The sequence below is a fragment of the Marixanthomonas sp. SCSIO 43207 genome (assembly GCF_019904255.1).
In the GTDB taxonomy this organism is placed as follows: Bacteria; Bacteroidota; Bacteroidia; order Flavobacteriales; family Flavobacteriaceae; genus Marixanthomonas.
On sequence record NZ_CP063203.1, the window covers coordinates 51,898 to 76,121 of the forward strand.

Annotated in this window: 22 protein-coding genes; 2 read left to right on the forward strand and 20 right to left on the reverse strand. The window is 33.4% G+C overall.

What is annotated here, in order from left to right; translation table 11 throughout:
* Window positions 1–288 precede the first annotated feature (288 nt).
* The 10 genes from INR76_RS00250 to INR76_RS00295 form a co-directional block, all read right to left on the reverse strand.
* The gene (locus tag INR76_RS00250; RefSeq protein ID WP_223108597.1) at window positions 289–693 is read right to left on the reverse strand and encodes a hypothetical protein; all 405 of its coding nucleotides are present in this window, start codon (window positions 691–693) and stop codon (window positions 289–291) included.
* Complete coding sequence (locus INR76_RS00255; protein ID WP_223108598.1) at window positions 690–1,883, reverse strand: glycosyltransferase family 4 protein; 1,194 nt, start codon at window positions 1,881–1,883, stop codon at window positions 690–692. Before INR76_RS00255 ends, INR76_RS00250 begins: the two co-directional genes overlap by 4 nt.
* 11 nt (window positions 1,884–1,894) lie before the next feature.
* Window positions 1,895–3,016 (reverse strand): glycosyltransferase family 4 protein, encoded by a 1,122-nt coding sequence (locus INR76_RS00260; RefSeq protein ID WP_223108599.1) that lies wholly within the window; start codon window positions 3,014–3,016, stop codon window positions 1,895–1,897.
* Between the two features lie 6 nt (window positions 3,017–3,022).
* Entirely contained in the window at window positions 3,023–3,973 is a 951-nt protein-coding gene (locus tag INR76_RS00265; RefSeq protein WP_223108601.1) for a glycosyltransferase family 2 protein, read from the reverse strand.
* Between the two features lie 14 nt (window positions 3,974–3,987).
* On the reverse strand, window positions 3,988–4,890 hold the full coding sequence (locus INR76_RS00270; RefSeq protein ID WP_223108603.1) for a sulfotransferase: 903 nt from the start codon (window positions 4,888–4,890) through the stop codon (window positions 3,988–3,990).
* Window positions 4,891–4,957: 67 nt separating this feature from the next.
* The gene (locus INR76_RS00275) at window positions 4,958–5,887 is read right to left on the reverse strand and encodes a glycosyltransferase (protein WP_223108604.1); all 930 of its coding nucleotides are present in this window, start codon (window positions 5,885–5,887) and stop codon (window positions 4,958–4,960) included.
* Between the two features lie 6 nt (window positions 5,888–5,893).
* Window positions 5,894–6,694, reverse strand: coding sequence for a glycosyltransferase (locus INR76_RS00280; protein WP_223108605.1), 801 nt, complete (start codon window positions 6,692–6,694; stop codon window positions 5,894–5,896).
* Complete coding sequence (locus tag INR76_RS00285; RefSeq protein ID WP_223108607.1) at window positions 6,691–7,830, reverse strand: glycosyltransferase; 1,140 nt, start codon at window positions 7,828–7,830, stop codon at window positions 6,691–6,693. Before INR76_RS00285 ends, INR76_RS00280 begins: the two co-directional genes overlap by 4 nt.
* Window positions 7,827–8,861, reverse strand: a complete 1,035-nt coding sequence (locus INR76_RS00290) for a glycosyltransferase family 2 protein (RefSeq protein ID WP_223108608.1) — start codon at window positions 8,859–8,861, stop codon at window positions 7,827–7,829. The genes INR76_RS00285 and INR76_RS00290 overlap by 4 nt, the downstream gene beginning before the upstream one ends.
* A gap of 996 nt (window positions 8,862–9,857) precedes the next feature.
* Entirely contained in the window at window positions 9,858–10,610 is a 753-nt protein-coding gene (locus INR76_RS00295) for a hypothetical protein (protein WP_223108609.1), read from the reverse strand.
* A 708-nt stretch (window positions 10,611–11,318) separates the two neighbouring features.
* Here INR76_RS00295 and INR76_RS00300 point away from each other — a divergent pair.
* A complete protein-coding gene (locus INR76_RS00300) occupies window positions 11,319–11,540 on the forward strand; it encodes a hypothetical protein (protein ID WP_223108610.1) in 222 nt (73 codons plus the stop codon).
* Window positions 11,541–11,549: 9 nt separating this feature from the next.
* A complete protein-coding gene (locus tag INR76_RS00305) occupies window positions 11,550–11,774 on the forward strand; it encodes a hypothetical protein (RefSeq protein WP_223108612.1) in 225 nt (74 codons plus the stop codon).
* A gap of 210 nt (window positions 11,775–11,984) precedes the next feature.
* Here INR76_RS00305 and INR76_RS00310 read toward each other — a convergent pair whose 3' ends face one another.
* The 10 genes from INR76_RS00310 to INR76_RS00355 form a co-directional block, all read right to left on the reverse strand.
* A complete protein-coding gene (locus INR76_RS00310) occupies window positions 11,985–12,878 on the reverse strand; it encodes a TDP-N-acetylfucosamine:lipid II N-acetylfucosaminyltransferase (protein ID WP_223108614.1) in 894 nt (297 codons plus the stop codon).
* A gap of 230 nt (window positions 12,879–13,108) precedes the next feature.
* Window positions 13,109–14,236: a dTDP-4-amino-4,6-dideoxygalactose transaminase gene (gene rffA / locus INR76_RS00315; protein ID WP_223108615.1), complete on the reverse strand. Its 1,128-nt coding sequence runs from the start codon at window positions 14,234–14,236 to the stop codon at window positions 13,109–13,111.
* Complete coding sequence (locus INR76_RS00320; protein WP_223108616.1) at window positions 14,233–14,913, reverse strand: GNAT family N-acetyltransferase; 681 nt, start codon at window positions 14,911–14,913, stop codon at window positions 14,233–14,235. The genes rffA and INR76_RS00320 overlap by 4 nt, the downstream gene beginning before the upstream one ends.
* A 2-nt stretch (window positions 14,914–14,915) precedes the next feature.
* Window positions 14,916–15,602 (reverse strand): class I SAM-dependent methyltransferase, encoded by a 687-nt coding sequence (locus INR76_RS00325; protein ID WP_223108618.1) that lies wholly within the window; start codon window positions 15,600–15,602, stop codon window positions 14,916–14,918.
* Window positions 15,603–15,611: 9 nt separating this feature from the next.
* Window positions 15,612–17,327 carry an asparagine synthase-related protein gene (locus INR76_RS00330; RefSeq protein ID WP_223108620.1) on the reverse strand — a complete coding sequence of 572 codons (1,716 nt, stop codon included), beginning with the start codon at window positions 17,325–17,327 and terminating at the stop codon, window positions 15,612–15,614.
* A 1-nt stretch (window position 17,328) separates the two neighbouring features.
* The gene (locus INR76_RS00335; protein WP_223108621.1) at window positions 17,329–18,615 is read right to left on the reverse strand and encodes an ABC transporter ATP-binding protein; all 1,287 of its coding nucleotides are present in this window, start codon (window positions 18,613–18,615) and stop codon (window positions 17,329–17,331) included.
* A 42-nt stretch (window positions 18,616–18,657) separates the two neighbouring features.
* Entirely contained in the window at window positions 18,658–19,020 is a 363-nt protein-coding gene (locus tag INR76_RS00340; protein WP_223108623.1) for a four helix bundle protein, read from the reverse strand.
* Between the two features lie 47 nt (window positions 19,021–19,067).
* On the reverse strand, window positions 19,068–19,931 hold the full coding sequence (locus INR76_RS00345; protein WP_223108624.1) for an ABC transporter permease: 864 nt from the start codon (window positions 19,929–19,931) through the stop codon (window positions 19,068–19,070).
* Between the two features lie 906 nt (window positions 19,932–20,837).
* The gene (locus tag INR76_RS00350; RefSeq protein WP_223108626.1) at window positions 20,838–23,297 is read right to left on the reverse strand and encodes a tyrosine-protein kinase; all 2,460 of its coding nucleotides are present in this window, start codon (window positions 23,295–23,297) and stop codon (window positions 20,838–20,840) included.
* Window positions 23,297–24,091 carry a polysaccharide biosynthesis/export family protein gene (locus INR76_RS00355; RefSeq protein ID WP_223108627.1) on the reverse strand — a complete coding sequence of 265 codons (795 nt, stop codon included), beginning with the start codon at window positions 24,089–24,091 and terminating at the stop codon, window positions 23,297–23,299. Before INR76_RS00355 ends, INR76_RS00350 begins: the two co-directional genes overlap by 1 nt.
* Window positions 24,092–24,224 lie beyond the last annotated feature (133 nt).

Below are 24,224 nucleotides of genomic sequence, written 5' to 3' on the forward strand. Positions count from 1 at the left end.
AAAGTAGATTTCTCAGTCGTGCCTCTTTCAAAATGACAGGGGTTTGTCATTCTGAATGCAGTGCAATGGTGTTCCTGTATCATTCTCAATGCAGCGTAGCGGAATGAAGAATCTTTCTGGGGATGCAAAATAGATTCCTCAGTCGTACCTCCTTCGGAATGACATAGGGTTCTTTCTTCGGAATGACAAGGGTTTGTTATTCTGAATGCAGTGCAATGGTGTTCCTGTGTCATTCTGAATGCAGCGTAGCGGAATGAAGAATCTTTCTGGGGATGTAAAATAGATTCCTCAGTCGTACCTCCTTCGGAATGACATAGGGTTCTTTCTTCGGAATGACAGGGGTTTGTCATTCTGAATGCAGTGCAATGGTGTTCCTGTATCATTCTCAATGCAGCGTAGCGGAATGAAGAATCTTTCTGGGGATGTAAAATAGATTCCTCGTCGTACCTCCTTCGGAATGACATAGGGTCCTTTCTTCGGAATGACAGTTGTTTTGTCATTCTGAATACAGTGCAAAGAAGGTCCTGTGTCATTCTGAATGCAGTGCAATGGTGTTCCTGTGTCATTCTCAATGCAGTGTAGCGGAATGAAGAATCTTTCTGGGGATGTAAAATAGATTCCTCGGTCGTACCTCCTTCGGAATGACAGGGGTTTGTTATTCTGAACGCAGCGTAGCGGAATGAAGAGTCTCACTCTTCTCTGTCCATTGATTCCGTTGGTTTTTCGAGTATAGCTTTATATAAGCTAATCATTCCATCAATCATCTGTGCTTCATTGTGTTGTTTTTCTACTTTTTTACGAGCAGCTATTCTAATTGTTTCAATTTCATTTTCGGGCAGGTTGCTAACGTTTATAATTTCTTCAGCCATCGCTCTAGGGTTTCGTATAGGAATCATCCAGCCATTAACACCGTGTTCTATCACTTCTGACACCCCGCCACAATTAGTGCTAATAACCGGTAACCCAACAGCCATAGCCTCTACTATCACATTGGGCAGCCCTTCTTCTACACTTGACACGATAAGAATAGAAGCCTGTTTCATATGAGTATATACGTCAGTTTGTGACATTCTATTTTGTAAGATTATCAGATCTTGTAACTTTAATTCGTGAATCATATAGTTTAATTCTTCATCTCCTTTTCCTCCAATAATAGTATACTGAAAATCGACCCCTTGTTCTTTTAACAATTTACACGCCTGTAAGGCATAATCATATCCTTTCACCCAATGAGGTCTTCCTACAGAGAGTAATTGTAAATATGGTTGTTTTATATAACTACTATCAAAATAGATTTTTTGCATAGGTAGACCGGTATAAATCACTTGATCTAATTTATTAGGAGCTGTCCAGATGTGATTTGATTGTGTAGAGATAGCTTGTGATACAGAATGAAACCCTTTTACCTTTGGAAACCACTTTTTTAAATATGATGCATTGCTTTTATCTATACTTGGGCGAACTAAGTTATGAAATCCTCTTTGACTTAATAATACAGGTGGTGTTTGTTTCAAAAGTATGTTTTCAACCCAAGGAAGTAACGCTGGCCATTGTAGGTGAATAACATCTGGGTTAATGCGCTGAATTTCTATGTTTAGATTTTGTTGCTGCAGATCTCGTTTTTTACCTGTCATCAAATCTTTAAGTGTTGAAAAAAATAGGTTCCATTTTTTAGTTAAGACTATTTTTTTTACAGTGGTCTTAATAAGTCGCATATTATTTTGATTGCTTCCTAATGCAACATATTCTACATCAGCGATGGGTTTGTTTAGCCGCTCATTAAACCCCAAAACATATACTTGATGATCTTGTACCAATCCTTTTGCCAATCGGTTTATAAAAGGGGTGGTTTTAAAGGAGCCGTCGAAAACAATTATTTTCATAGACAATATTTTTAAATAATTGTTTTATAAAGTTTATTTAATTTTTCTATTTCTTTTTCTGTAGAATATTTTTTATGTGAATTACTAATTGCGTTTAAAGAAAATTGAAAGTATAAATCTGAATTAGTCCACAATTTTTCTAAAAGATATGCTCCTTTAATAGTATCAAAGGCCTCAATAGAATATCCAGTTTTGTTAGGAATAATTGATTCTGGTAGTCCTCCAGCATTCGATACTAAAGCTGGGATTCCGATAGATTGAGCTTCAAGAACAGATGTTGGAAAAGCCTCAGAATGACTTAATTGTATAAGAAAATCGGAGTTAATAAGTTTCATTTTTAATTCTTTATGACTTATTCGTCCGTGACAGTGCACATAATTAGTCAACTTATATTTATCAATTAAGTACCAGACTTGACCTAAGTCTGGTCCATCACCATATAGGTCATAACGAACAGGAAAACCATTTTGTATGAGTTCTTTTATAATTCTTAGGTTGCCATCAATATTTTTTTCCCAACACATTCTAAACACCGATGCTATTCTAATTATTTTTTTGTCTGGTCTTTTCGGGGAAACTGAAAACTTCTCTCCGAATGAAATAGGAATGACTTTTATACGGTTTTCAGGCACTTTCCATTTATTATTTAGATATTTTTTTTGGTGATTACTCATTACCACAAAAGAGTCTACTTTATTTCCATATTTTTTATAAAAATTCCTCCATTTTTTATTAACCCAAGGCTTTACATAGGTGTCGCCACCTCGAAGAGTTATAACTATCTTTGGTCTTTGGGATGAATCCATATTTAATAACCCTAATACTTTAGAAAATAAATAGGAGTGTTGAATGTGAACAATAGCTACATTTTTTTTAAGAAATTGTATTTCGGCTAAATTTAATTTTAAGTTTGATTTACAAAAAAAATAATGTATTTTTTCGATAACTTTTCTTTTATAGTAATTCGGCAACTTAGAAACTTCTTTACTTTTAGTACCATTAAATACAACAACTTCTATATCCAAATTAGGATTGTCACGCAATTTATTAATAACTGGAGGAATATAGGGTTGGTAAAAAACTGGATATTCATCAAATAAATGAACAATTTTTATAACATGGTTTTCCGGCATATTCTTTTATTTATAAAGTTTATAAATATTTTTATAATACCAGATTGGCATCTTTAAATAAAGATATATAAAATACATTATTGTCAAAAAAGGAATCGCTACTAAACTTTTAAAAAAGTCAAATCTGTATAGTTTAAAAAGATATTTAAAAAATATGACGGTCATTTTATGCGAAAAAGGTAAATACAATGTAGCAAGATACTGTAAGGATACTTTGTTTTGAATCGTTTTGGGACTTTTTGGCATTTCGTTTCTTGTTATCAAGATTGCTTGAAGTGCGGAGGCACACTTTTCAGCGGTAAGAGTTTGAGTAATAGAATCTGAGTGCCTCCTTACTTTTACCAAAACTTCATTTAATAGCACACCCTCCTCATAGTGCTCCCTAAAAAATCGTTGTAAGAATTCATATTCTTGAGATTTTAATAAGTCTTCGGAAAGTGAATATCCTTCAAGTATTTTTTTTGAAAATAATATGGTTGGTAGATTAGCTTTTAAAGATTTTGATAAAAAATCATAATAAATGTTATAATGAATAACATTTGGAACTGCCTTTACTTTTATTATATTTAAATTTGCATCATATCGATCAAACAAACAGATTGAAAAAGCCTTTTTATTATTTATAATATTTTCTAATTGCAACTTTAGCAAGTTTGGTTTCATAATGTCATCACTATCAAACCATTGCACGTATTTTCCTTTTGCTTTCTCATAACCAAAATTACGAGCAGCGTTTCCACCCCTTTTTCTATTTTTTGGGCGTTGTAAATATATAAACCGAGTATCTTTTTCACAGTAGGCTTGCACAATCTGCGACGTATTGTCTATACTGCCATCATCAACTATAAGACATTCCCAATTTGTAAATTTTTGATCTACAATACTATTCAAGGTTTCTGATAGCAGTGTCCCTCGGTTATAAGTTGGTATTATAATGGATATTATCGGGGGGTTCAATGGTTCACTTTATTTCAAATATTATTTTTAATAGGCCATGCCTTATAGGCAGAATATACTTTCAAATCAAAATAATTAAAAATATCTTGTACTTTTTCAAGGTATGGTTCATCCAAATCTTTTAAAAAAGACATTAATTGTTGCTTGGGATTTCGCTTAAATAACTTAAGATAATCTGAAGAACTTGCTTTTCGGTATTGAATTTTGTCCAATACATTATTCGGTATTTGTACATTTAAGTTTTTTAAAAGACCCTCAAATATTATTTTTGGATTTAACACCAGATCTTCGTAATAAAGTGTAATCCATTTATCGTTATCAGGGTGTTCTATCAGGTTGACATTATTTATGCACCATATTGCTATTTCCCTTTCCAATTGGCTTTCAAGACTTTCAATATAGGTTTTATGTTGAATATAACGTTCATTATTTAAGCAATTGGGAATAGTAAAACTCCCTAGTTTTTGTTTGGTGGTGATTGTTTGTATATCGGTTTCTTTTTCAAAAGTTTTTAATCTGCTAATACAAGTTGTGATGGGATGACGCAACAAAAAAATTGGCTTATGTTGTAATGCTGGGAACTGATGTACGAGCCATGGCAGTGATTGATTAAACCTAACAAACTTTGTGATTACGTATTTTGCACCTTTTAAATGTGCAATATCGACATACCTTAAAGTCCATTTATTATAAGTCTTCAACATAAAAATTTTTTCAAATTTTTTTTTTATCGTATTATCATTATTGTCTTTATAAATTAATGGCCTCCACCCTAATTTTAAATTAGAAGCTATGACACCGTTGGTTACATGAAGCGGTTCCCAGTTAATAATGGAGTTTGGAATATTTGATAGCAACTCCATAAGCCAGGTACTTCCGCCTCTTGCTTCACTACAAATAACAATAGTATTTTTCATTTTAAAGGTTTTAAAATGAAGATACAGGTGAATAATTAAATATTTTAGATTATTTTTTAATTTTTTCTTATTTATCATATTCATCCAAGTTTAAATAATGAGCAGCTTTTTCCATTGCTTTTAGTTTACTAAAATTAATTTTTGGAATCAGTTTTTCAATTATTTGAATTTCTTGAAACTTTACACGTCTTTTTTTTCTATCAAGTTTAAACATGGCACGAAAAGCTTCTTGTTTCCTTTTTTTAAGCAAACTATGAAGATTAAAGTTTTCGTTAGGGTCAGCATACTTTTTTTTCAACCTTCTTTCAATAGTATCAAAAAATGTTTTGTCTGAATTTTTAGGCTGTTTTGCCAAACGATCTTCTCTATCATGTTTTATAAAAGTACCTGGTACTACCCCTATTTTATAATTGTGAAAACGAACCCGCTGACAATAATTATCATCCTCACCATAGTGAAAAAATAAGGGATCAAAACCACCTACATTTTTCAAGCAATCACCACTTACATACCAGCCAGCAGCATTTACAAAAGGTATCTCATAAATCGCGGACTTTTGATTGTTTAAAACGTAATCTGAATAAAAGTTCTTATTCTTATCATAAGCTACAAGTTTTGCAAACCGCTTGTCTAACTTTGTTCCCAATCCATTCAAGTGGATTGGACTTAAAATCCCAAATTCAGTGTTGCTATTATGGGTTTTTTCGAGTGTCAAAATACTATTTCCTACTATATATGCATCTTGATTCAACAAAAAAACATTTTTAAAACCCTCTTTCAAAGCTCTTGTAATGCCAATGTTATTAGCTTTACCAAACCCTAGATTTTTATTACTTTTAATCAAGGTGGCAGAGTTGAAATGCTTTTGAATATAGGCCGGTGTTCCATCTATTGAGGCATTATCAACGATATATATTTTATAACCTACACAACTCGCCAAACACTTAGCAATCCAAGGCATGCCGTTATAAGTTACGATTATAATAGCTGTATCCATTTATGGTTATCGTACGTATTTCAATTTAAAATATTTTTTTTTTATCCAATTATAGTTTAGTATGCTTAGCTTTTTTTCAAAACGACGCTTTGCTTCCACTTTTAATCTTTTCTCTTCACCGCTATTTAAATTTACACATGTAGCGGGTAGAACTTTCCTCCATTTGTCACTAATTTTCATTGATTCTAATAACCATTCATTATTTGCATTTCCTTGGGAAAAATGTTCAATTAGAATGTCAAAAACAACAAATAGGTTATACTTTTGCGAAATAGCCAAAGAAAAGTCTACATCGTATCCATGAAAACTCGTAAATGTTTTTTCATCAAATGGAAATTGCTTCCAGATAGCTTTTCGAGTTGCTATAAACACACCATCCAGTGCTACTACCTGAAATAAATCTACATTATTAGGTTGTTTAATTATTTGGGGACGTTTGGATTTTTCTTTGTAATGTTGTAAGATATGAAGCGCATTATAAGTTTTAAATATTGACCAAGAAGATGGTATTTCGCTTTTATAAGCTGAACCTGCTACACCAATAGCACCTATGTTTTCATTTTGTAAATGCGCCAATATCAAGTTACCCCATGCTTTAGTTTTAAACAATACATCCTCATGTACAAAACACAAATAGGCATATTTGGCTTTTTCCGCTCCCCTATTGTAAGCCTCACAAATGCCCATTGAACCTGGGTTCCAAATTTGAATGATTTCATAAGGAATTGTGCCAATTGTTTTTGCAACACTTTCCGAAAATGCTTCAAAATAATGCTTTTGATATGATGAAACCACAATAGAAATCATATTTTAATATCATTTAGACTTTCTTCAATAATTGAAAATAGCTTTGGGCATTGATTAATTGGAGTAAATTGTGCAAAAAGTTGAGAGGCTCTTTCTCCATCTTCTTCTAAATGGTTTCTATCTTCATAATAATCTACAATAGCTTTAGCCATAGCTTCAATATCAAGATAAGGTATTACTTTCCCTCCACCGTGTTTTAAAATTTCAGCAGTGCCTACCACATCCTTAAAACATAAGATTGGCTTTTTTAGCATAGCCATTTCAATACAGACCAACGGAAAGGGATCCTCGCGCGAAGGCAGTATAAAAATATCAAATTCTTTATAATATGACCAAGGATCTCCTTGAACTCCTACAAAAGACACTTTTCCCTGCAAGCCTAATTTTTCCAAATCTGCTTCAACAATGATTTGAGTTTTTTTGGATATTGTGCCCACCCAAGTGAAAGTTATATCAGATTCCGGTTTATATTTTTTAATATAACGAGCTACTTGAATAAAAATATCGTAACCTTTTCGCCAATCAACAAACCCAGATGAACCAACTTTAAAATTCTCAAAGTTTTTTTTAGAAAAAGGTATAGCAGAGATTTCTGAAAATGCATAAACCATTCGGACACAGTTTACAGAAACCTTATAATTTTCAATAAGCTTTTCTTTTACAGTTTCTGAAACTGTAATATAATTATCAATATGTTTGATATAGTTTTCAAATTCTGGTAGTAGAAGTTTAATTACAGTTGGCAATTCATGGAGATGTAAAATAAGTTTTGTTTTGATTGAATTCTTTTTAACTGATACTGCTAAAGGAACCGTTTTTATTGTATTCGCATACACCATATCAAAGTTTTGTTGTGCAAGAGTATGTATAAGTTCTGTTTTCGTATCATTTTCTTTCCCTAGTAATCCTGATTTTTTTAAAACCTTAGCCGTAAATCCACTTTGAGCATTATCATTTGAAAAAGTATAGTATTTTCTGCTACAATCTTTAAAGTCTGAATCTAAACTACCAGGAGCCATATCTAACACATGAATCTCTATTATTGGTTTGTGTACAACAAGCCATTGCAAAAAAAGTAACATTACTTTAGGAGCTCCTGCCAAAGCGGTATTATGGGTTATAAATAATATCTTCATGTTATATTAATACGGTACCAAGTTCTATTTTTAAAATCCGTAATAGGTATTCTTTTTTCAAAATAAGGCTTTAGTTTTACCAAAAGTAGAAATATCATTGATTTTTTAACAGTATTTGCTTTCAAAAATACCAAGTAATACTTCCAAAATAGTAAGTCCATTTTTGAAATTAGAGTAATAAACATCTCCATCTTATTCCATATAGCTTTTACATCAGTAATATCTTTTTGTTTAGAAAGTACAAAGTAAAATAACTTTAAAAAACAAATCTGATTTTTTTTGTCAAACACTCCTTTAGTTTTAAAGTCCTTCATTAAGGTAAAGAAAAGCGATATTCTATTTTCTGCAACAACATTATTTTTCAGCTTATTGATAGCTTCTGTTTCATGAAACTGCTGATAGGCTACCGCTGATAAATTTTCACATTTTTTATATTTAGGGTTCTGTAATAAAACCCGAATGTGAAATTCCCAATCTTGCCAAGATTGCACATTTTCTGTAAATTCAAGAGAGTGTTTATCTAAGAATTTTTTTTTCCAAATCGGTCCAGATGTATGCCAAACTGGATTTATACTCAAAAAACTAATAAGGTCTTGGTGGTTTGGTTTGGAAAGGTCATTCCATATACGGTCTGCGGTTTCTAGAGTTTCGTAAAAACGTACGGTTTGAAAAACCCAAAAATTATAGCCTAAATTTTCTTGAATAAAACTCATGCGTTTTTGCAAAGTGTGGGGGAGTAAAATATCATCCGAATCAAAAAAAAGAATATATTTTCCATTTGAATGTTTTAAGCCGATGTTGCGGCAGGTAGAGGCGCCTTTAATATTGTTTTCAGAGCGTTTAAAATATCTATAGCGACTATCTTTATTAACTATTGATGTAATTAGCTCCTCAGTAGAATCTCTACTCCTATCATCAACAATAATGCATTCCCAATTAGAATACGTTTGAGCCTGAATACTCTTAAGTGTTTCACCTATTAAGTGGGCGCGGTTGTAGGTAGGAATGATAATGCTGACCAGCGGTTGCATAACAATTATGGATTTGGTGTGCTAAGATAGGGAATTTTTGGTGAGTAGTGAGTTTTCTGTTCTCGGTTATCGGTTGTGAGTTGTGAGTTCTCGGTTCTCAGTTGTGGGTTGTCGGTTGTGGGTTGTCGGTTGGAGGTTGGAGGTTGGAGGTTGAAGTTAGTAGTGAGTAGTGAGTAGTGAGTAGTGAGTAGTGAGTAGTGAGTAGTGAGTAGTGAGTAGTGAGTAGTGAGTAGTGAGTAGTGAGTAGTGAGTAGTGAGTAGTGAGTAGTGAAAATAAATCTGTTTTGTGAATATGCTGATTTATTGTACAATATTTTTAAAAAAGTTGTACAATTTTGTTGAGAAAGTTGTACAATATTTACTCAAAATACTAAGAAGTTTTAACAAAACTCTCGGGAGTTTTTGTTGTAACAACCGTATGTTTTTGAAAAAACCTCTTTGAGACCTATTATTTTACTTTTAAGATTCCTTTTACCATACCGAATAGATTCCTCAGTCGTGCCTCCTTCTGAATGACAAGGGGACTGCTTTGGAATGACAAAGGGATTGCGTCGGAAGGACAAGGAATATGTCATTCTGAACGTAGAGAAGCGAAGTGAAGGATCTCAGATCAACAACAGATTCCTCAGTCGTGCCTCCTTCGGAATGACAAAGGAATGCGTCGGAAGAACAAGGAAATGTCATTCTGAACGTAGAGAAACGAAGTGAAGAATCTCCCAGAGCAGGAATAGATTCCTCAGTCGTGCCTCCTTCGGAATGACAAAGGAATGCTTCGGAATGACAAGGAATACGTCATTCTGAACGTAGAGAAACGGAGTGAAGAATCTCCCAGAGCAGGAATAGATTCCTCAGTCGTGCCTCCTTCGGAATGACAAGGGGACTGCTTTGGAATGACAAAGGGAGTGATGCTGGAGTGATGCTGAAACGAGTTCAGCATGACATTAAGTTGTATAAAAAAGCCCTGCTTTTGCAGGGCTTAATACTACTTCAAAAAAACTACATAATCTCAATAAGCTGTAATGCATTATGTGCTCCATTTTGTAATGGATACAAGGTGTTGTTTACAGTTTGAAAAAAGGAAACTTTTAAAAAGTAATAATCTAATCCGGTTCCGGAGGGTGTTGATGGAAATGTAAGTGCTATGCTAGCCGGTGTTTCATTTATCACCAATTGCTCTACATTACTTTCAATCAACTCTGTCGAATCTGTTTCGAAATCAAACCTCAACAAAGCTGCACTCAGCGCTACATCAGTCGCGCCTTCGGGTAGGCTTAAGTTGAGAGCCGGTATAAAATCTGGTATTGTAAGTTCTCCTGCACCCGTGTCTAGTGCATAGTTACGTTGCAATACGGTATCTAACCCGGCATTTTGATTGAATTCAAAATGATTGAAGAGGGCTTTTCCCTCAGGGGTTTGCATACCAATCCCTACTTTGCGTTCGCCACGATTTGAAGTAGCATCTTGGTTTTTAACCAACGATAGCGTACGCATTAAACGTGGTATGCGCGTTCGATCTTTTACATCAAACAATAGGTTTTGGATGGCTCTGCGGAATTGTTTTCCACTGGTGGCTACGTGACCAAATTCGGCCCCGTTTTCACGTGTGCGTTTAAAAGCCGGATCTTTTTTGATTCGGTTTTTATCAATTCCGCCTTTTGAGCGTACGTAATAGACGCCGTCTGCGCCTTTGTAGAAAGATAATCCTTCGATATTTCCTTCTATCTTTAAAAATGAAGACTGTCGTCCCATGATATTAAAAATTAAATTATTAATCTATAAATTGCTGAACCTTTCAGCAACTTTGTACATTTTATTCGCGCGATTAAAGCAATGCATTTAAATAGTTAAAGGATCCTACACCACTTTATAAAATGTACACAGCAAACCTACAGCAGCTTTTCAATAGGGATTGCACTTTTGTGTCATCCCGTGCACTATTTGACATTATTTGCATCTTTTCTTACCCTTTCTTCCCACATGTTCCTATTTCTTCCTTTATCTTCCCTTTTCTTCCTTTTGAGTCGGACTCTGCATACACTATCCTCGGGATTGGGTAGGGATTAAGTGGGGTTTGATTTAGTGTTGCTATAATACAATCAAGGTCTGAGAAAGTTAACAATGTTAACCTACTTTTTTATCGTATATCCTTTTTTTTGAAAAACTATGTATCGAGAAACCAGTGTTAACAAAAAATGAAACCATGTTGACATGATATCAAAATAGATTTGGTTTTTTTTTGAGGATGAAATTGGCAATACCGTCTGCAATAGTGGTAGCAATTATTCAAAATAAGATATAATAAGCTTGTTTTCAGAGTATTAATCGCTTTTTAAAGAATCTGATTTTGGTTGTCCTTTTATTATTTAATGGTTTTTAAGATGTTTATAAAACTATAAACAACACAGTGTCACAGCCTATTACAAAATGGTGACTTATGTTTGATTAAAACAAAATACTATGAACACAACCGTAACGTATGCCGAGTTGCACTTTATGAGTAGCAGCGATGTGCAACTGTTTTTGAATTGCCACATAAAAACAGCGCAACAGAAGTTAAAAAAGATTAGAGAGCATTTAAAGCGTAAACCAAACACCCCTATTACTGTGCAAGAGTATGCAAGGTATGAAGGAATCCCTTTGTCTGTAATAGAAAGTTTTAAACACTGGCAACATAGCTAACCCTAATCGATGCAAAAGGCCAATCGTTCCATACACATTCATGACCGTCTTGAGATTTATCATCTTGAGGCGTATTTTGGTGTGCAAAAACGAACGGCTCATACCTATAGAAAAAAGTTGTTGGCATTTTTTAACAGACGTAGTGGGATGTTATTTTTACGTGATTTAGCAAAATATGATAATATGGAAGAAGAAGAGTTTCTTGAGTGTTTGCAGCGTTTGTTAATAAAGTAGATTAGATTTGTTTACAGGTTCTGGGTAATAAGTATCTTAAGTTTAAATTTATATAAACACAGAATCAATAATTATAACTAATTGAATAGTAACTATTCTTAAAATGTTTCAAGTTTAAAAAAACTTTGCTAATTATTGTTCAGTTATTCACAAAATAAATATTATAATTTGTCTAGCATCTATAGAAGAATTTAGTACAAATAATTCAAACTAATCAATAGATATTTTCCTTAATTCTTTTGTTAGGTTTGTTTCTAGCACTTGCCGTGATAGCAATTGTTTTAAAACTTTTTTATTATGTAATATTTCTTTAGCATCTAGTTGAGTTTTAAATCCTATTTCATCAAGGCTGAATACGATGACGCCTTTTCGTTTTAAAAATGTATAAAAAGGATTTTCTGGCGCTAAGAAAACCTTAGCACCATACCATAATAATGCTATGGTGTTACCTATCGCTTGTTGTCGTTTGTTGTAAAAAATAGCAAAACCACAGGATTTAAGTATTTTGTTGTATTCTGATAAAACCATAAAATTCTTTAGAAATGAAATCAAGTCTCCAAAATATTCTTTGCCTATTTTTTCTACACACTTACTATGATTGTCTTTGCTATAACTAAAAGGAACAATAATTTCTGTATTTTGAATAAGTTTATTTTTTTTTAAAACTTTAAAAGCTTCTATATGATTATTCGTTATAGATGCAGAATTACCAATAATAATATTTGGACGGTTTTTCACTATATCTTGTTCAGTAGATACAATTATTTCCAAGGGATAATACCAAAAATGAAAAAATTCTTTTTTGGTTTTTGTGAGTTTTAGGATGGCCTCAAACTCTTCTTTAAACGCTGTACCAATATAATCTATACGCTTAATAGCCTGTTGTTTTTTGTTTACTTTAAACTCTTTTATTCTAATGTTTTTTAAAAATTTTCCCCAAATGGTTGGGGTAGGCCCTTTATAATATTTTTTTGTAGATGCTCCTAATAAATTTTTAGTTGAAAAATAATATGGATCATTATAAATCTCATATCCAAAACACATCCAAATGATTTTTATATTTTTTGGCAAAACAAAAACAATATCAAAAAAAATAGAAGGCAAGCTATGAAACACAACTAAACTTGTTGAGGTAAGTTCTTTCGCCAAAGCCAATAATTCTTTTTTACTTTTAAAATAAACGTTTTTTTTGGGTTTAACGTGAATGGGTTTGTAATCTACCTTCGTTTTTACACGTATATAAAATTTGTTTGGAAAGGGACTGGCTTTTTCGAATTGTACAATAGCGGAGTTGATAAATTTTTCATCTGTTGCTATGTGTATAATATTATTAATCATGTTGAAAAAAACTTTTTTATGCTCGCAGCGATATGTTGTTGTTCTTTTATTTCCAATTCATAGTATAGTGGTAAACGAACCAATGTTTCTGAATATCGATCAGCATTTTCCAAAACACCACCAGTATATTTGTCTTTATAATATGGTGAGGTATGCAACGATATATAATGAAATACTGAAAGTATATTATGTTCCTTTAAAAATTGTATCAGCCTTGCTCGTTCTGTTTGGCTCCTGCATAAGATATAAAAAAGATGTCCATTACTAGTTGCATAATCGGGAACCTTTGGCAATAAAACGCATTTTTTGTGGGACAATTCTTGCAGTGCGTCGTTGTAAAAATGCCAAATTTCTTTTCTTTTATTTTGAATTTTTTCAATATTTTCAAGTTGAGCCCAAAGAAAGGCAGCTGTAACCTCAGAAGGCAAAAAGGAAGAACCTATATCAATCCACCCGTATTTATCAATTTCCCCTCTAAAAAAAGCAGATCTATTGGTTCCTTTTTCCCATAAAATTTCTGCCCTTTCACAAAATTGGATGTCGTTTACTGCCAACAGCCCCCCTTCTCCTGAAATAATATTTTTTGTTTCGTGAAACGAAAAGGCCGCTAAATGCCCAATACTACCCAAACGTTTGCCATTGTAATAACTATCGATTGCCTGTGCTGCATCTTCAACTACATAAAGACCATGTTTTGTTGCCAAATGCATAATAGCATCCATATCGCATGCCATCCCTGCGTAATGAACCACGACTATCGCTTTTGTATTTTTATTGATTAGAGATTCTAATTTTGAAGCGTCTATATTAGGGGTGTCTGTTTCTGAATCTGCAAACCTTATGGTGGCACCTCTTAAAACAAAGGCATTAGCAGTAGAGACAAAGGTATAAGAAGGCATAATAACTTCATCACCATCTTGTATGTTTAAAAGCAGGGCACACATTTCTAGAGCATCGGTACAACTGCTGGTTAATAATGCCTTTTTAAAACCGTAGTTTTCCTCAAAAAACTGCTGACATTTTTTTGTAAAAAAACCATTCCCTGATAATTTTCCTAGGGCGACGGCCTGTTCTATATATTTGGTTTCGTATCCTGTTAGGTATGGTTTGTTAAATGGGATCATATTTTCCAAAAATGTTGCACAAGATATTTATCATTCAGTTTATAATCCAATTTCTCATAAAAAGCACACGCGTTAATATTATCTTGTTGGGTGGGAACTCTTAATTTCTGAATATTTAAAATAGCCATATCGTTTTCAACCTTATTTAAAAGTTTTTTTCCAATACCTTTTCCTTGACTTTTTGTTTGAACCGCAAAAAGACCTATTTGGCAATAAGCTTGATAGTTTTTATAAGTTATAAAGCCTTCAATATTTCCATTTTCAATATACAAAAGCACATTATCTGCTATTTTACCATTCAAGGAATTATCAATCCAAATTCTATAAAGTTGCTTAAATTTATCCTTTGATATTTTTGAATCTTTATTAAATCTACTTTCTGTACCACTAATCCAGGCAAGTTTGTATAATTCATTTAAATTAAAATCACAATTTGATGCAGAATATATTTCAGGAAAAATTTCTTTTTTAGATATAAAATCCTCTTTTTCATATTCTCGATAGATGCCTTTATAAGTTTTGAAGTAATTTGGAATATGAACGTCAACATCCTTTTTTTGAAAAACATATAACAAATCAAAATTGTTTACATTCTCACATTCAGAAAATAAATCATTTTGAATTTTCCCTACTTCCATACCAAAAAAATCCGAATCCCAATCAAGTCTTTCTATCATCTTTAAATTCTTTTAATGGCAAAACTGGTGTGTGCTCTGTTTTCTAATGTGAGGTAAACAAGTTGCCAGTTTTGGGTTTGGCAAAACTCATATACTGCATCAATTACACCGTATTTAACTAATCCTTTCCAGTTGCCAATCACAAAATCGTGCCCTGCAATAATACCGTCCGGTTTTACTTTTTTGCTGTACAATTGGAGTTCTTTTAAGGTATTTTTATAGCTGTGATCCGTATCGATATATACCCAATCAAAATATCCATCCTGAAACTGCTTAGCAACCTCAGTGGAGAGCCCTCGGTTTATTATTATTTGGTCATTCTCGATAGCCGTTACAAATTTTTTCTCTACCCATTCGCGTTTGCCTTCATGATAACGTTTGGTGCCCCACAAATCGATTAAATGTAATTTTTGTGGAGTAGTACAAGCGATTATCTCTTCAGAAAAATCGCCTGTATCCACGCCAATTTCCGCTACTATAGCGTTTTTGGGCAACTGCTGTAAAAGTTGTTTTCTGTTTAAAAGCGGTTTAAGATTAGCAATATGTTTTGTATCCAGTTCATACCCTGGCACCTTTTTTTTAAAATTTTCAGTACGCGTTGCATGCATATTATAAACCTTTTGAGTGTAATGCTCCATAAGGTCTTTTTTAATGGATTTGGGAAGGAATTTTTTTAAGAGATTTTTCATATTATTGTTTTAACCAAAATATAATTTATACGTTAAAACCGCATGCAAGGCTTTTAACTTTACTTGAAAAGAATTGCTTTTATATTGGTTTTGTAAATTCTCTCTAAGATCATTATTTTTTACAATTGAGATAGTTTCATTAAAAGTAAAATTAAGTTTTTCTTCTAAGTTATCTTTAAACCGCCATTTTTCAAAATTTAACAATTCATTATTTTTATCTTTAAGGCCAATTGATCTTAAATAATTTATATAAATATAATGATGAATTTTTCTAAATTTTTTTTTACTAATATTCAAAGTTCTCCTACCCGTTTTATCATAATAAAATTTACCTAATTTTGGATAGAATTTTCCTATCCATTGCAAATAAAATTTATAATTATTCCTATACTTCAAAGGTGTTTTTAAACAGAACTGCATAAACTCCTTATCCGTAAATGGAGCATTACATTCACAATATGGGTAATTAAATTGGTTTCCTTCTTGTGTAAAATTAAAACCTCTATTATAGAAATTTGCTAACTCAGAAGACTCATAGTTTGACATTTCACTTACAATCTTTTCTTCCAAAAAATCAGCGTAGTAGTTTTTATAATGCGGGTTAGGATAATTATATTTAAAATGATTTGGATAATTATGAAATGTAGAAGCCAAAGTAGCATTGCCTAAATGTCCTGTGTGCATAAGTCCAAAATCACTAAAATCAATTTGGTTATAAAATTTTAAGGCTTGATTAGTAAAATAAAAACTTAAGAGACCTCCTGTAAGAAATATTGAATCCTTATGCTCTAATAAGTGATTTCCATTATCAATATATATTAATTGATGTTTAAATTTATATTCTTTAGAAATTTGTTTTGCAATAATTCCATCCCAATGTCCTTTTGATGAGAAAGTAATAGTATTTATATTTTTAAAACCAAGCTCATGTCCAATATATGTAGTCACTCTTGAATCTAACCCTCCGCTTAAATTAGCTAACTGTTTATAATTATATTCTTCGTTTTTTTTAAATTGAAGTCTTACAGCTTCTTTAAATAATTCATCTACCACTTCTACACTTTCAGTTATATTTAAATTATTTTGAGGAAAGGTTGAGAATTTAAAGTATGGGTTTATATTAAAAGTATCAGTAAAAGAAGCAAAATGTCCAGCCCTTAGCTTTTTTATTTCATTTGTGAAGTGCTCATCAGAATAAAGATGCCCAAAACTTGCGACAGAATAAAATGCAAATTCGTTCTCTGTGAGTTCTATTTTCTTATACATCAAAAATTGAGCTAATTGTAAAGAATTCGATCCAAAGTAGAATTCATTATTCTTTTTATTGTAATAATAATAAATTGGTTTTGCAGTAGTTAAATCAGTATATACTAAAGTTTTATGCAAAACCTTATCGTGGATTATTATTGAAAAGTTTCCTTTTAATTCATTAATAAACTGCTCCTTGTATTTATTATAAAGTAGCTTAACTAATTCAAAATTATTTTTTACCCCATAATTATTTCTAAGTTGTAGGGCATTCAACAACACACCGTCCACTCCTATAAAAAGCCGTTCATCATCCTCAAAAAGCTTGTCATTTGTAAATTTAGGATTTAGTTTTCTTCTTAAATGAAAGGGACCACAATGATATTCATCTTCTAAATATGGTTTATTTCCAAAATAATCATATTCAACAGTTTGAAGCTCTTTATCTATAGAAATACATCCTAAAAAACCTATCATATTAATAAACTTTAGAAGGTAAAATCATATCGTTTCCTTTTCTATTAATTGTTGAAGTATTCCAAAAATCTCCAGGTAAAACTTGTATTTCACAAGCATTTTCTACAACATCTAAATAGTCATTTGGCTCTGCTGTATTGTAACTTGCGTGAATAGTTAAAAAATACCTTCCTTCACGCAAAAGCAAATTTGGTATTTCCCAAGTTATAATTCCCTCTTTGTTTATTCTACTTAATCGCATGCCAGACTCAATAGATGATAAACCTGTAATTTTGTTTCCATAAAGATCAAAAATAGCGAAAGCAAATATAAATTTATCTACCTGAAATGATTTAAAAGCCTTATAAAACATTTCTACCTTTAAATACTGACCTGATATGCAATGCACCACCTCTAAACCCTCTTTATTTGATAATCTAATATTAGTGAATTTAAAAGAACCATCCCCTAATCTATCCTTTCTATTTATTAGTTTTTCTTTGATTCCTTTTTTATTATCATTGGCATTATTTAAGTAAAAATCTACACCATCAATCGTATCTCCTTCATAAACGGACACCCCATTTTCTAGAACAATTACTCGGGTACATAAATTTTTAACTGATGCCATATTGTGGCTTACAAAGAGTACGGTACGTCCTTCGCCTTTGCTAATGTCTTGCATTTTACCAATGGCTTTTTTTTGAAACTCGGCATCACCTACCGCTAGCACCTCATCAACCACTAAGATATCTGGTTCTAAAAATGCAGCCACGGCAAAGCCTAAGCGCACGCGCATCCCACTACTATAGCGTTTTACAGGCGTATCAATATACATATTACAACCTGAAAAGTCAATAATTTCATCTTCCTTTGCAGCGATTTCTGTTTTGGTCATCCCCAGAATAGCCCCATTTAAATAAATGTTTTCACGGCCGGTCAACTCGGGATGAAATCCTGTACCTACTTCTAATAATGACGCAATGCGTCCTTTGGTTTTAATACTACCGGTAGTGGGCCCTGTTACACGCGATAAAATTTTTAAGAGGGTCGATTTTCCGGCGCCGTTTTTACCAATAATGCCCAACACCTCGCCTTGTTGTACTTCAAAATTAATGTCGCGCAAAGCCCATACATATTCTTCTTCGGCTTTGGTGCTCCTATCATTCACCGCTCCTACTTTGCTATATGGATCTTCTTTGCCGCGTAGACGATACCAAAGTCGGTTTAAATCATGACTTAAAGTTCCTGTTCCTACCAACCCAAGGCGGTATTGTTTGCTTATATTTTCAGCTTTGAGTATAATCATTGTTTGGTTGTGGGTTGTGGGTTATCGGTTGTCTGTTTTCGGTTAATTTTTCCAGTTTTTTTCTACATACTTGATAAAATTAAACAGTTTTCCTCCTAACTTATCATATTTTTCAATCAAAATTTCAATATCTCTATTTGGATACAGTTGTTTAATCATCTCCAACTGAGAAATACACTCTAATAAAGAAGCGTGGGCGTACACCAAAAATTTGATAAAGTCTTGTTTATAATTTCTTCTACCATATCCTTCAACAATATTGTCTTTAACACTTTTTGATGAACGTCTTACTTGACTCCCTTGTTCGTACAACTCAAACTTAGGCAACAACAAAGTAATTTTATGAACCTCAATAGCATAATCGAATGCCAAATTATATATATCTAAGTCTTTATAACTTTTCATTTTATTTTTTCTTACACAAGAACCCAAAACACACAACTGGTAACCGACTAAACTGTATCGATAAAATTCTTTTCCGTTCGATTAAAAATAATTAGGCCTATTAAAAATATGGCTATGGAAAAAACCAAGGCATACAGAAAGCCTCCCCAAGTAAAGGTACCATAATCCAATGTTATAAAACGGAACCCTTCTATAATTTGAGTAATAGGGTTGTACTCAAAAGCCCACGCGTATTCTGGTAATTTTTCTACCGCTTTACTTAATGGAAACGGTACAGCAGAAATATACATTAATAAAGAAGTTGCAAATCCTACTAACACGGTTAAATCACGATATTTGGTAGTAACGGCGGAAATGATCATTCCTAATCCCAATCCCATGAGTGCCATCATAATAATATATACAGGCATAAAAACAATATACACATTTGGACTCACTTCTTTACCTATTACTAAGAAGTATAAATAAAACCCAATAAAGATAAAGAACTGGATACCAAACTTAAACAAATTAGAAATTGTAATGGATAAGGGTGTTATTACTCTTGGAAAGTAAACTTTTCCAAAAATCTTAACATTTCCTCTAAATACGTTAGAAGTTCCTGTAAAACATGCTTTGAAATAGTTCCAAGCGGTTATTCCTGCCAGATTAAACAAAAAAGAAGGTACAGTCCCTGTACTTACACCAGCTACATTATTGAATACTAGGGTGAAAATTACTGAGGTAAATAAAGGTTGTATAAAGTACCAAAGGGGACCTAGTATGGTTTGTTTGTAAAGGGTAACAATATCTCGTTTTACAAACAACACTAACAAGTCGCGATACCTCCAAATCTCCTTAAAATTAATGGATATCAGGTTTTTATGGGGAGTGATTTCGTAGAGCCACCTATCGTTTTGAGTATTGTTCACAGGGCAAATTTGTTTTGTTGTGGCTAATATACTAATTCTCTTTTTTTGACGGTTAGATTTTTAGATTTTTAGATTGTTGGATCGTTGGATTGTTGGATTGTTGGATCGTTGGAATTTAAATTATTAGAAGCTGTATGACAGAAGTGTGCAATTAGATAGTATGATGAAAAGAGATTCTTCACTCCGTTGCACTGCGCTCAGAATGACAGTCTGATGTTGTCATTCCGATGGAGGCACGAATGAGGAATCTTTCTCAAGAAACAAGAGACAAGAGTCAAGAATTAAGAACCAAGAGTCAAGAACCACGAACCAAGACATTCCATTTACGAAGACCCAGCAACTCATAGACTCATAAACTAAAAGAGATTCTTCACTTCGCTGCGCTGTGTTCAGAATGACAGTCTGATGTTGTCATTCCGATGGAGGGTGCGACTGAGGAATCTTTCTCAAGAAACAAGAGACAAGAGTCAAGAATTAAGAACCAAGAGTCAAGAACCACGAATCAAGACGTTCCATTTATAAAGACCCAGCAACTCATAGACTCATAAACTAAAAGAGATTCTTCACTCCGCTGCGCTGTGTTCAGAATGACAGTCTGATGTTGTCATTCCGATGAAGGCACGACTGAGGAATCTTTCTCAAGAAACAAGAGACAAGAAACATGAACCAAGAGACAAGAGTCAAGAAACAAGAACCAAGAACCACGAATCAAGACGTTCCATTTATAAAGACCCAGCAACTCATAGACTCATAAACTAAAAAAAATCTTCACTCCGCTGCGCTGCATTCAGAATGACAGTCTGATGTTGTCATTCCGATGGAGGCACGACTGAGGAATCTACTGTTGGAAGGAAAAAAGATTCTTCACTTCGCTGCGCTGTGTTCAGAATGACAGAAAATTTCAACTTATCTACGAAATCGTTTTTTAACGCGCTGCCAGAGTGATGGTTTTTTGGCGTTTTGGTGATATCCATTGCCATACTTACCATAGCCATAACCACCATATCCATACCCCCCGTACCCATAACCATAGCCGTATTTTGCTTTTTCTTGGAAGAAATTCATCACAAAACTAACATTGGTTACTTCGCCTGTTTGGTATTTATCATTAATCATGGTAAACATGCCTTTCTTAGTGTAGTTTTGACGAACCATATAAATAGTGGCATCTGCATATTTTACCAATTCTAGTGAGTCTGCAACCAACCCTAGTGGCGGACTGTCTAAGATAATATAATCATAGCTTTCTTTTAATTCATCCATCAAGTCTTTCATGGCTTCTCCCATCAACAACTCGGAAGGGTTGGGCGGTATAGGGCCCGAAGTAATGACATCTAAATGAGGGACTTTCGTTTTTTGAGTAATTTGATCTAATGATTTATCATTAATCAAATAATTAACCACCCCTACTTTATTGTTGATTTCAAAATCATCAAAAATCTTAGGACGACGTAAGTCAAGGCCTAACAGCACCGTTTTCTTTTCACTTAATGCAAATACAGAAGCTATATTGATAGAGGTAAATGTTTTTCCTTCTCCACTGACTGAAGAGGTAACCAATACTGTTTTGGCTCCGGTAACCCCCTGTTTTTTATACATAAACTGTAAGCTAGAGCGTATAGCTCTAAAAGCTTCTGCTACAGCCGACTTGGGATTGTTTAAAACAGCTAAGTTGTTTTCTTGATAACTTTTTCCAATCACCCCAAGAATAGGTATAGGTGATAGTCTTTCTATATCTTTAAGGGTTTGAATGCGGTTATCAAAAAATGATTTAATAAACACAAATACAAATGGTATCACAAACCCAAAGAGCAAAGCCATCATATAGTTGAGTTGGGTATTGGGTCCTATTTGACCTCCACCGGTGTCCTTGGCTTTATCAATTACCATCACATCACTTACATTAGCCGCTTTTACCAACCCGGCTTCACTGCGTTTTGACAAAAATAAGTTATAGCTACCTTGACTTAAATTATACCTACGCTCAATTTTTAATAGTTCTTGTTGTTCTTTAGGCAGGCTTCTTATTTCAGCTTCATATTGTGCTATGTTGCTGTTTATTGTTTGTAATTCTGAATTTTTAAGTTCTTTTGAAGACCGAATGTTTTCTAATAATACCCGTTTTACAGCATCAATTCTACGATCTATATCGGCAAATACCGGTGCTCCTTCTTTATACGAATATTGAAGTTTATTTCGTTCTTCGGCTAAGGTAATAATGCGTCCCACACCGCTAACAATACTAGCCTCTGAAATACCAGCAACCGAAGGAGCCGGAACATTACGATAATCGGTACGAGTGGTTAAGTAATCTTCAAGGGTATTGTAATAATTAATTTCTTGATTAATGGCCTCCTTGCGAAGATCTAAGGTATTGAGCTTTCCGCTTATTTCTTGACCTTCAGATTCAAGGTTGAATATTTCATTTCGGTTTTTGAACGAGTTTAATTCATCTTCTACAGAACCTAATTCTTTCGATTTCTCGGCCAAGCTACTATCAATAAATCGAATGGTTTTGGTAGCAAATAAGTTTTTGCGCTCTAGCATGTTTTCACTTAACACCTGAACCGATGTGTTTAAATAATCAACTAATTTGGCTTTGTTTAATCCGTTTAAACGCAAGCGTAATACTGAAGATCCCGAAGTTTCGGGTCTAATATTTACGTTTAAATATCTTTTTACCCGACCATCAAAGTTTGAAAAACTGATGTAGTACGGTTTATTAGGCACAACACCTATTTCTTGATAAGGTACTAAAGTAGCGGTTAAATAAGGCAATTTTATTTTTTCACCTAGTTTGTACGCTTTTTTTAGTGTTTGAGCTTCAATATATTGACCTTTTTTTTCTTTTGTGTGATAGTTTTGAAGGGTATGGTTTTTACCTTCAAAAGTAGTTTCCAGAGTATAACTAACCGAGTCGGTAAACGTAATTTTGAATTGCTTACTTAGTACTTGATAGGCACTAGTATCTGCCTCAACCAAAAAAGGAGCTTTTTTATACGCATCTACTTGTTGGTACTCCCCGTCTTTTAAATAGTTGATATAGTATTGTAGTTTATCAACCACCGCTTCATTATGCGAACGAGATTGAAGTGTAATGATTGCCGTATTGACTTTATCAGTGGTTCCGCCCCAATTAAAAGTAAGACTGGTGTTGCTAGTAAAGAAAGGGTTTTGATCGTCTTTAATGGAAATCATAGTATCCATTTGATAGACCGGTAGCTTGCGCACGTTGATGTAATAAGCAATACCAAAAGCTATGAGAAGACTTACCAAAAAAAGCGGCCAATAGCTTAACAATTTAAAGAGAAACCCTTTAAAGTCAAATATAGTATGATCTGTCTTGATATCGATTTCTTCACTCATTATAAACGGGTTGCTAGTAATAAGATAGTTGAAAATGCAGTTACCACCGTTAAGATAGTTCTAAAGGTTTCTAAACCGGTAGTTCCGGTTCCGATTGATTTTTGTGGTAAGGGGTTAATTAAAATAAGGTCATTGGGTTTTACATAGTAATAGGGTGAGTTCATGGCATCAATGCTGGTAAGATCTATGTGATGCACTTTTTGCCCCAACGGATATTGCCTTATGATTACCACATTGGTACGGTCACCGGTTACTTCAATATCACCACTATTGGCGATGGCTTCCATAATGCTTACCTCATCACGATAAATAATATTGGAACCCGGACTGCCTATTTCTCCATTGATGGTATAGCGAATTCCTGCCAATTTTACGGTTACAAAAATATTAGCTTCGGCTTTAAAAAAATCTTCTAGTAATTGCTTTTCAATCTTTTCACGAACTTCTTCTACGGTTAAACCTAGCACACCTACTTCTCCCAGGTTTGGAATGCGGATATTTCCATGCCTATCAACTACAAACCCATCATAATACAACCGTTCTTCACCCGTAGCGTTTGGGTTGGCATCGTTAATAGGGTTAAAAATACCTACAGTCTCTTGGTCTATGGCTTTTACGCGTATACTTAATAGATCATTGACTTGTAATCGATAGGGTTCTTGTTCTTTTTTAAGAGGGATAAGACTGTCTGTCACAACCCCGTCTTCTTGTAAATAGGTTAATTGTTTGGTAGAAATACAGGAAGTAACACTTACGGTTAGGATCAATACAAAGATCAGATACGTAGCTTTCATAAATTGCCGGCTTGTTGCAAGACAAATATAACGCAACGTTTGAAATAATAAAACCCGATGCCTTATAATTGTAAATTATTATGATGTAAGAACAAGGTTTCAAATTGTATCGAGATCTTTTCAACACACTCGT